This is a genomic window from Cyanobacteria bacterium GSL.Bin1 (assembly GCA_009909085.1).
GTDB lineage: Bacteria > Cyanobacteriota > Cyanobacteriia > Cyanobacteriales > Rubidibacteraceae > Halothece.
The window spans coordinates 1-8,951 of record JAAANX010000016.1 but is presented as its reverse complement, the minus strand read 5'-3'; the positions used below and the strand labels follow the sequence as shown (position 1 = coordinate 8,951).

The 8,951-nt window shown below is 44.8% G+C and carries 13 protein-coding genes; 6 read left to right on the top strand and 7 right to left on the bottom strand.

Annotated features, from left to right (window positions below):
• The first annotated feature begins 40 nt into the window (after nucleotides 1–40).
• The 3 genes from GVY04_00535 (at nucleotide 41) to GVY04_00525 (ending at nucleotide 970) form a co-directional block, all read left to right on the top strand.
• Nucleotides 41–190, top strand: a complete 150-nt coding sequence (locus GVY04_00535; GenBank protein NBD14662.1) for a hypothetical protein — start codon at nucleotides 41–43, stop codon at nucleotides 188–190.
• A 127-nt stretch (nucleotides 191–317) separates the two neighbouring features.
• Nucleotides 318–518, top strand: a complete 201-nt coding sequence (locus tag GVY04_00530; GenBank protein NBD14661.1) for a hypothetical protein — start codon at nucleotides 318–320, stop codon at nucleotides 516–518.
• Nucleotides 518–970, top strand: coding sequence for a PIN domain-containing protein (locus tag GVY04_00525; protein NBD14660.1), 453 nt, complete (start codon nucleotides 518–520; stop codon nucleotides 968–970). Before GVY04_00530 ends, GVY04_00525 begins: the two co-directional genes overlap by 1 nt.
• Before the next feature lie 72 nt (nucleotides 971–1,042).
• Here the strand turns inward: GVY04_00525 and GVY04_00520 are convergent, their stop codons facing one another.
• Complete coding sequence (locus tag GVY04_00520) at nucleotides 1,043–1,906, bottom strand: helix-turn-helix domain-containing protein (GenBank protein ID NBD14659.1); 864 nt, start codon at nucleotides 1,904–1,906, stop codon at nucleotides 1,043–1,045.
• A gap of 167 nt (nucleotides 1,907–2,073) precedes the next feature.
• On the opposite strand from GVY04_00520, the gene GVY04_00515 reads away from it, so the two are divergent.
• Both GVY04_00515 and GVY04_00510 read left to right on the top strand, forming a co-directional pair.
• Nucleotides 2,074–2,703: an NAD(P)H-binding protein gene (locus GVY04_00515; protein NBD14658.1), complete on the top strand. Its 630-nt coding sequence runs from the start codon at nucleotides 2,074–2,076 to the stop codon at nucleotides 2,701–2,703.
• A 23-nt stretch (nucleotides 2,704–2,726) separates the two neighbouring features.
• Nucleotides 2,727–3,230, top strand: coding sequence for a DUF1772 domain-containing protein (locus GVY04_00510; protein ID NBD14657.1), 504 nt, complete (start codon nucleotides 2,727–2,729; stop codon nucleotides 3,228–3,230).
• A 79-nt stretch (nucleotides 3,231–3,309) separates the two neighbouring features.
• Here GVY04_00510 and GVY04_00505 read toward each other — a convergent pair whose 3' ends face one another.
• Nucleotides 3,310–3,801 (bottom strand): AAA family ATPase, encoded by a 492-nt coding sequence (locus tag GVY04_00505; GenBank protein NBD14656.1) that lies wholly within the window; start codon nucleotides 3,799–3,801, stop codon nucleotides 3,310–3,312.
• A 313-nt stretch (nucleotides 3,802–4,114) separates the two neighbouring features.
• On the opposite strand from GVY04_00505, the gene GVY04_00500 reads away from it, so the two are divergent.
• Complete coding sequence (locus GVY04_00500) at nucleotides 4,115–5,023, top strand: tyrosine-type recombinase/integrase (protein ID NBD14655.1); 909 nt, start codon at nucleotides 4,115–4,117, stop codon at nucleotides 5,021–5,023.
• A 130-nt stretch (nucleotides 5,024–5,153) separates the two neighbouring features.
• Here the strand turns inward: GVY04_00500 and GVY04_00495 are convergent, their stop codons facing one another.
• The 5 genes from GVY04_00495 to GVY04_00475 all read right to left on the bottom strand — a co-directional run bounded on the left by GVY04_00495 (nucleotide 5,154) and on the right by GVY04_00475 (nucleotide 8,732).
• Entirely contained in the window at nucleotides 5,154–5,621 is a 468-nt protein-coding gene (locus tag GVY04_00495) for a hypothetical protein (GenBank protein ID NBD14654.1), read from the bottom strand.
• Nucleotides 5,596–5,871, bottom strand: coding sequence for a DUF433 domain-containing protein (locus tag GVY04_00490; GenBank protein ID NBD14653.1), 276 nt, complete (start codon nucleotides 5,869–5,871; stop codon nucleotides 5,596–5,598). Before GVY04_00490 ends, GVY04_00495 begins: the two co-directional genes overlap by 26 nt.
• Before the next feature lie 486 nt (nucleotides 5,872–6,357).
• The gene (locus GVY04_00485; GenBank protein NBD14652.1) at nucleotides 6,358–7,350 is read right to left on the bottom strand and encodes a plasmid pRiA4b ORF-3 family protein; all 993 of its coding nucleotides are present in this window, start codon (nucleotides 7,348–7,350) and stop codon (nucleotides 6,358–6,360) included.
• A gap of 134 nt (nucleotides 7,351–7,484) precedes the next feature.
• Entirely contained in the window at nucleotides 7,485–8,255 is a 771-nt protein-coding gene (locus tag GVY04_00480; protein ID NBD14651.1) for an SDR family NAD(P)-dependent oxidoreductase, read from the bottom strand.
• A gap of 123 nt (nucleotides 8,256–8,378) precedes the next feature.
• The gene (locus tag GVY04_00475; protein ID NBD14650.1) at nucleotides 8,379–8,732 is read right to left on the bottom strand and encodes an Hsp20 family protein; all 354 of its coding nucleotides are present in this window, start codon (nucleotides 8,730–8,732) and stop codon (nucleotides 8,379–8,381) included.
• Between the last annotated feature and the right edge of the window lie 219 nt (nucleotides 8,733–8,951).

Here is an 8,951-nt window from a genome sequence, read left to right as displayed (position 1 = left end):
CCGATCTGATCTTAAATTAATAACGGTTTTCAACTCTTGAATGCAGAACCCAGTTTTAGTCTTATCCGATCAGCAAGTCACTTTTGACTACTTGCACCCGCATTTGTCACAAATGGCGCGATCGCGTCCTCACTTCGCTCCGGTTCGAGTTGCTGGCAGTTGCCATCGCGCAACTAATCTTCGCGCTTAGAATTTTAACCCACTTCCACTGGACAGATTGGAAAAAGATAACATTGTACTGTACCCACAGGATACATGATCGTTCCGATCTCTTCACAATAACCGCAAGATTGAATCGGACTCATGGATTAGAAATCATGGTTGACTCAAACACCCGCAAGCAACTCCAACAAGCATCCCTTGAAGAACGAATTCAAATGATTGAACTGCTTCTTCAGTCGGTGAAAAATGATCTTAAAAGCGCCTCAACTTCTCCTAAACCGTTTAAAGTGCGTTCCTTTAGTTTAGGAGGTGATATCAGTGTCAACCGTGACGAACTCTACGGTGAACGAACTTGATGAAGACCTTTGCCATTGACACCAATCTCTTGGTTTACGCCCACAATCGCGATTCTCCCTTTCATGAATCGGCTAAAACTTTTATGGAAACTGCAATGAACCAACGGGATGAGAACGGAAATTTAGGTGTCTGTATTCCAGCACAGGTTTTGATTGAGTTGATCAGTGTTGTTACTTCTAACAGATTAAACGCTCCTTTATCCATTCCCCAAGCAACCGCAATCGTCCAAGACTATTTGGATACGGGAATTACCATTCTTACCCAAAAAGAGAGTTATCTAGAAAATGCCATCGCATTATTGGGGCAGGTAACCTCTCGCAAAAGAATCTTTGATGTCGCGATTGCAGCTATTCTCAAAGATAATCAAATTTCGGGAATTTACACGGTTAATGTTGAGGATTTTGAGGGATTCACCTTTTTGGAAGCCATTAACCCCCTAATCCAGTCTTAATTGGTTTTTGAGAGCGCGATCGAGCTTTGCTCTCTGCCAGATGAAAGGAGATATTTTGGCTCAACTCCCAATCTAACCAGAGCGAAAAGCCTTGGGGGTCATGCCCGTGAACTGTCGGAACTGTTTACTCAAATGGCTATGACTATTAAATCCACATTCCAGGGCAATATCGGCGATTAATCGATCAGTTTGCTTGAGCAAATGCTTGGCTCGTTCTACCCGTTGTTTCAATAGATATTGGTAAGGCGATAATCCCATTGCCTGCTTGAATAAATGGCTGAAATGAAATTGGCTCATACCCAGCAATTGAGCAAGGTGAGCCAGCTTAATCTCTTGGTCTAAATTGGCCTCAATGTAGTCCAAGATTGTCATGAGTTGTCGTTGGGGTAAACCGGGACTTTCATAGATCGGTAACTGGGGTTGGGTGATGGCAAATTGTCGGAGCAAATTCAGGGCAAAAATATTGGCTAAGGAATCCACATACAGTTGATTGCCAGATGGGTTTTGTTGAAATTCAGTCAAAATCAGGTTTGAGATCGCTTCCACCTGAGCATCCCGTTGCTGAAAGATGGGGATCAGTTGTACGCGATCGCTGTTGCCATTAAAGGTTTCTTCAGCAATGCGTTTCAGAAACTGATCCGCTACCTGGATTTGCAAACAGTTTTCATCTCCCTCCCACCGCACAAACAAAGGGGTGTTGGCTGGTGTGATTAACAGGTCTCCTTGGCGATACAGCCCCGTATGTGTTTTCCCGTCCTGAGTTTGCCAATAGTAAATTGGGCGAGGAGACAGAGATATGAATAGCGTGTGTTGACCCTCGCAATGATAGACCCCTTCTCCAGTTGAATTCTGTAAATGCTCCACGCGAATCTTCTCCCAATCTTGAACAGAGGAGGACTGGCTGATTGGCTCTGATCGGGAAGTTGGTTCTGTCATAAGGGTAATTAGTAACGCTATCTCTGCGATCGCGCCCCCTAGAACTTTGATTCCGAAGAACGGATTACAAACTGATCGCAAGATTTTGATAGTTTCCCAATTATTATACAGCCTCGTCTGAATCGGATTCCTAAACTGAGAGTATCATTACTGAGGAGCATACTTTCATGAAACTCGTGATTTTTGGTGCGACAGGAACCGTCGGTCGTCAGGTAGTTCAACAAGCCTTGGCGCAGGGATACACCGTCACTGCTTTCGCCCGAAATCCAGCCAAGCTCAATCTCCAACACTCCCAACTTAGCTTTATCCAAGGAGATGTCATGGATTCTGAGGCGGTGGAACTAGCCATATCTGGTCAAGACGCTGTAATTTGTGTGCTGGGGTCTGGTAAAAAATTAACGGGTACCATTCGTTCAGAGGGGACTCAGCAGATTATTCAGGCGATGGAGAAGGTGGGAGTGCGTCGGTTGATTTGCCAATCCACTTTGGGGGCTGGTGATAGCTGGGGAAACCTGAACTTCTACTGGAAGTACATCATGTTTGGCTTTATCTTGCGGAAGGTGTTTGCCGATCACGAACGGCAAGAAGCCTTAGTGCGAAACAGTAACTTGGATTGGACGATCGTGCGTCCTGGGGCTTTTATCGATGGACCGCGTACTGGAAAATATCGTCACAGCTTTCCAAGCACGGATAGAAGCATCACTCTTAAGATTTCTCGGGCTGATGTTGCTGAGTTTATCTTAAAGCAACTATCGGATCAGTCGTCCTTGTACCAGACTCCAAGTTTGTCTTACTAATTTTTCATCAGGAAAATTGATCCATGTCAACAGAAGCAATCTTTCCAATTGTCTTGATTATGGCGACGTTACTGTGTTCCCTCGTAGCAGGCTTCCTGTTTGCTTTTGCCTCAGTAGTGATGCCAGGGCTTAAACGTTTAGATGACCGAGAGTTTATCCAAGCGTTTCAGGTGATAGATGGTGTGATCCAAAATAATCAACCGATCTTTGTGGCGGTTTGGGTGGGGTCAATTGTGGCTTTGCTGGCTTCAGTTGGGCTGGGCTTGGGACAACTCGATCGCGCTCAACGTCTGCTCATGATTTTGACTCCAATCCTTTATCTGCTTGGCGTTCAGTTATCCACCTTCACGATCAACGTACCACTGAATAACAAACTACAAACTCTGAATGTGGATGAGATGAAGGAAACAGCTCTAAAATCAGCTCGTATGGAGTTTGAACCGCGTTGGAACCAATGGAACTTAATCAGGATGCTCCTTGCGTGCTTAACCTCTGCCCTGTTAATGATTCTATTGTTCAGGATTTAAAGGCAAGAGCAATCTCTAAAGCGCGACGTGGCGAAGCCACCGCCCTACGGGCATCGCGCTTCTTTAGATGTCATCAATCCTATTGATTCACCACCTCAATATTAAAGCCTTCATCATCAGCAGGGGCTTGAAAATAACGGGTTACCTGATGAAACACCTCTTCTGTATCAAATCGAGCGCGATCGGGTGAACTCTTCCTTCGCTTTTCCAGCCGATTCAAGCAGAGTTGATCATCTGCTTTCAGATAAATCAATTTGTGGGGGATATCGTCCTCAGAAAATATTTCTTTAAACCATGTTCTCTGTTTCTTGGTATTTCCTGGAAAATCCATCACGACCGATACACCTAAATGTAAAATTTTTCGGATATGTTCCTTGAGCAAAGGCTTTAATCGTGAAGAATATTTGATGTAATCGTCAAAGTTCATGATTTCTTCTGGATAAATCGCAGCAAGCCAGTCATCTTCAGACAAAAGAACTGCGCTTAATTCATTGGCCAGGCTTTTTGAGTAAGTTGATTTCCCCGCTCCCATTTTTCCGCAGAAAAAAATTAGAGTTCCTTTTCTATTCATTAGCCAGATAACCTGCGTATAACTATAATTAGACCTCAATCTGCAGACTCAGTAAACCCTAAACCGAAGAAACTCTTTGACCAGGTGCGCGAAGCCCTTCAAGTTAAGCCCTATTTAGACAATGTCGATTAAAGGCTAGCTCTGGTCTTTGTTACATCAGGTTCAATTGCACAGGTATCTCTTCTCTCCTCTACCCGTTACTCGGTTGCTCACTGGTGAATGAACAACATTTTTTCTGGTTTTTGTCCCCTGAGATCGTACAATCAATTTGGTTAACAAAACCGAGCTTTTGTTAATGTGAGGAGGGAAGTGGATGAGTGAGAGTGCAATTCAGTTAGGCGAAACCACTGCTATTGAAGGGGTTACAGAAGCCGTCTTTGCGGAGGAGGAAACTGGGGAATGGAAATTAACGCAAGAAGCCATTACCCGATGGTTAAACAGTCGTCGCAAAGACAGCACTCGCGGCACCTATGAGGTGAGTATCAAGCAATTCCTGGCTTATGCCCAGAAACCGTTGGAGACAATTCTCCCCACTGATATTGAGGAATGGCTGTGGCACTTGGAACAGAAGTATAAGATGAATACGGTGAAGGGAAAGCTTAGTGCAGTAAAGTCCTTTTTTAGCTTTGCCGTGCGACGGGGGTATCTACCAACGAATGTGGGCGCGATGGTAGAAGGAAGTCGTAAACCGAAAGACAATTTGGCGGAAAAGATTTTGACGCGAGAAGAATGTCTGGCGATTATTAATGCCGGGAAGGAAGGACGCGATCGCGCGATCTTAAAATTTCTCTACGCCACGGGAGTTCGAGTTAGCGAATTATGCGGACTGCGATGGCGCGATTTGTCTCCCAATGGGGGTGGTGGACAAGCAACCATTTACGGGAAAGGCGATAAAACTCGTGTGGTTCTCATTCCTCGTTCTATTTGGTTAGAGATAGCAGAATTGCCTCGCCGTAACGAGTTTGTGTTCACCAATCGTTATAAGGGAACCCTATCACGAATTTCAGTTCATAAGCTGATTAAGGAAGCGGTGAGGAAATCTGGTGTGGATAAGCCCGTTTCTGCCCACTGGTTTCGCCATTCCCATGCCACTCTTGCCATTGAGGGAGGCTGCGATTTACATCTATTACAACAATCTCTGGGTCATTCCAGTCTGGAAATTACCAGTAAATATCTCCATGCCCGTCCCAATCAGGGGTCAAGTCAGTTTCTGGGATTATAAAGCAGTTTTAGAGGAAGTTGCCAAAAAGGGTTGTCGCCCCTCAGCGCTTCTCCTAGAACTTTCATCTGGTTAACGAGGTAATCGGTGAATAGCAATCATATCATGATTGTTTTCCAAGAAAGAGCCTTTTTTAACTGGAAGGAAGATCAACTAACTCATACTCTTTTTCTCGCCAGTTGACATAAAGAGCACAATTGGTGATATCCATCAAACGAATTTCACAAATCGCTTCCCTGATCGCAGCAAGTTGTTCACACCGACGCAAGTCTCCATCCAGTAAAAAGATCAGACTGCAATGCACCTCCCGTAATCTGGCAAATTTTTCAAAATCCTTGATATTGGCAGTAACCAGAATCCGATCCTCATTGAAAGCCAGTTCTAGAACTTCATGATCCAAAGCTCCGCAAAAATTGAGGTGCGACCCGTAGAGCTTTGCTCGTGCCGTAGGCTGCGGAACTTGGTTCCGCATCGGAAAGCGCACCTTGCGATCACGAATCGGAACCGCATCAATCAGATTCTCTTGGCAAAGAATTTGAGCGATGCGGGGGGAGAGATCCTCATCGATGAGTAATTTAAGACTTTTTGGGTCTTCCTTCACGGGGATTCAAACTGACAAACATGCGAGCAAAAATGAGATCCTCTTGAGAAAGATAGGGATAGTCTTCCACAATTTCTTCTTTAACCGAAGGTAGTTCATTCGCGCCACTACGGTTGAGTAAACTGCCAATCCGATAAACACTCAGCCTAGAATCGGGAAATACCGGTTCTCCTCCTTTAATTTCAGGATCTGTGACTAATCGAGTTTTCCAGTCTTCATATTGGTTGATGAGATGCTGGATTTTTCTCAAGACTTCTCCAACTTTGAGCTCAATAAATTGCTCCAACTCTACGATGGGTTGATTTTGCTCATATGTGAATATGTTGTGAAGTCTCTTTTTAACGCTTCTTAGAGGACTGAATGATTTAACATCAAAGTTGACTTTGTTAGTTAATTGGCTTCCCTTTTTCACTTGAAAAATATGATCTGAATTCATCTGGTGCCGGCTCCAGATAGGAGAGAGTTGAATCTCAGGATTCATTCAGATTTGTCTGTTTAATATGAAGTAGCATAACCGTTACAGCCCCGGGATTCAAAGACGCTGGGAAAGGGATATCCCCGGCAATATTGCTAAGGCAGATGCCAATTGGCCTGCTTTGACTCAGTTGTAATCAAGGCGGAATAGCTTCGCTTCCGTAGGGAACATCGCGAACCTAACATAGCAACTATAGGTGAATTCTCATGCAAGGCAATGAATGTCGGTCAAATCATATGAACAAAAACGGCAAACTCAGTTTTAAAAAGTGTCCGCAATTGAAGACTGATAGAGATGATCATCTGAAAACTCAAAGGCATCTAAAATAGCTTCGGCTAAATCATCGAGAGATAAGAAAGACGGAATGGCAATTCGTCGCCAAGGCTTTCCCAGTGACACCTTAAAAATATAAATCCCTTCTATAGAGTCATTGTGCTCAACAACAAGATTGTTTTGCCATTGCGGGAAGTAGGGCTGGAAGAGAGGTTGCAATTTCCCGAAGCGGATTATTGGCTCAACTTGGACAATCTCTTGGAATACTCGACTAAACGGCGACTCTTCTCCGACTAACGCAAAACGTAAGATTGTTAAAATCCCTTTTCCATAAACAGTTTTTTCCAGACGCTGCACCCGCCAACCTTTCCCTTTCTCTGGTTTTCCTTGCTCAACTCTCATCAACCCAAATAAATCGAATAAAGCAAGATTGTGCCAACCGGGTGTGTAACGAAAGGCAAAATAGCCTTCTAACTCCTTCGTCAGTTGAATCTCGTCTTGGTTCAACATTTGCCAAAAGCGAATACAGTTAAATAACGTGGGAAATTGATCCCGTTCCCCAATGGTTTCATCACTGGCGCGTACCAGCCATGCTTCTAATAATGTGAAATATTGTTCGGTTACATTCAGTTGATTCCAGGCTTCATAAGTGGCTTCATCAAGCACTAACTTTTGTTTTCTCTTTTCGGAAACGACAACGACTAAGCCCGTGGTTCTTAACAGTAGGTAAATTCCATTTAAGGCAGGATAAGATTTCTGAACGGGTCTTTTTAAGTCCAGTTGCGTCGGTTCTGTTAATTGGGCATTTAAAGCTGCTAAGTGTTTGAGGGGAAACAAACTATGTTTGCCACTGACTTCAATTCCCTGATCTTGCAGTAAATTGAGAAAGGTCTGGAGGTCTTGGAGAATCGTTCCGGGGCTAGTTTCCGTAATTGTCTGCTGATTCAGAATGGTTTTTGCTTGTTTGATCGTCGTGTTCATCGCCTTGACTGAAATTTTCCTGAAGCTAACTTGATTGTATTTCAGCCATAACCACGAACTGACTCGTATTAATTCGCCTCTATCAAAATCAAGGGTAAGAGTCATTCAGAAGATATCAGGACATCATTCCTTCCCTACCAAGGAAGCCGGCTACCATCCCAGTTGAAAAATTGCCCGCTATCCCTTACTTCTAGATTTTGGATGATACCAAGCAATTGGGCTGCCGTTCGCTCGGCAGGAAACAATTGTTCGGCAGGGACGTGGCGCTGAAAGGGTTGGGAAAGGCGGGTGTCAGTGGTTCCAGGATGTAAAGTGACGACAATAGTTTGCGGGCTTTTTCGTTCATACTCAATGGAGACCGTCCGCATCAGCATGTTGAGGGCTGCTTTCGAGGCGCGATAGCCGTACCATCCACCCAAATCGTTATCGCCAATACTGCCGATTTTGGCGGAGATGCTAGCAAAAACGCTGCGCTCGTCGTGGCGAAATAGAGGCAATAGGTGTTTCGCTAATAAAACGCCGCCAATGCTGTTGACCTGAAAGTAGCGTAACAATGATTCCGATTCCACCTGCCGCAAGCCTTTTTCCGGGCGAATTTCCCCCTCGTGAAGAAACCCGATGCAGTTAATCGTAAGGTGGAGTTTGTTGATTGCCGAGTGCATTTTGGCGGCAACATCAGCGATTTGCCCTTCTTCGGTTACATCCATCGGAAGGCAGATCAGGCGGTTGGGATAGTCTTGCGCGATCGCGATTAGTTCCTCCGCAGACTCCCGACAGCGGTAGGTCGCGTAAATTTGGGCAAGATTGCCGTCTTGGAGGAGTTGTTTGACAAATTCCAATCCAATTCCCCCACTTGCACCGGTAACGAGAGCATTGGCATGATTGATATTGCCGACAAAGGACATGTTAAAGTGTTTCTCCTTTTTCCTGACTCTAATTCCAGCATAATCAATTGCAGTATGCCGACATTAAAAACTCCCCCTTTCACGAGCAGGAAGGGGGCGTACCGTTTTAGGAGGTGTAATCAGCTAGGACTGTCCGCTAGAACCCGAAATAGCTTGTTGGGACTGACCACCAAGGTTGAGGCTTCGGCTTCGCTCAGCCTCAACACCGAGCGTAGTCGAGGTGTTGATTTTCACTTTCTGATTGGCTGCTTGTTCCACTTTCGGTAAGTGCAGCGTCAGAATGCCATCGGTGTAATCAGCCTGTACTTGGTCTTGTTGGAATTCGGAGCGGTAGCTGTTTTGTCTATTATCTTCGTAGCGATATTCACCACTGATGGTTACAGAATCACTGTTTACCGCCACATCTAAATCATCAGGGTTGATGCCTGGGACTTGGGCTTTCAATTCTAAATTATTGCCTGCCTCATTGAGTTCAATGGGAAGTTGACCCCATCACGCCCTTAATTATCGGCTTTCGCTTCGGGCATGGGCTCCGGTCTTTGATTCACTTCAGAGCGTTATGAATGCTGATCTATATTAAGTATGGACTGGAGTCTCAGGGTTGTCTTTGTTCTGTGGCTAGTCAATGACGCTTGTCGCATAACATACCGGGTTGGAGCAGACTGTTGGGAGATCTTGGTGATGTTGCTTCATGTT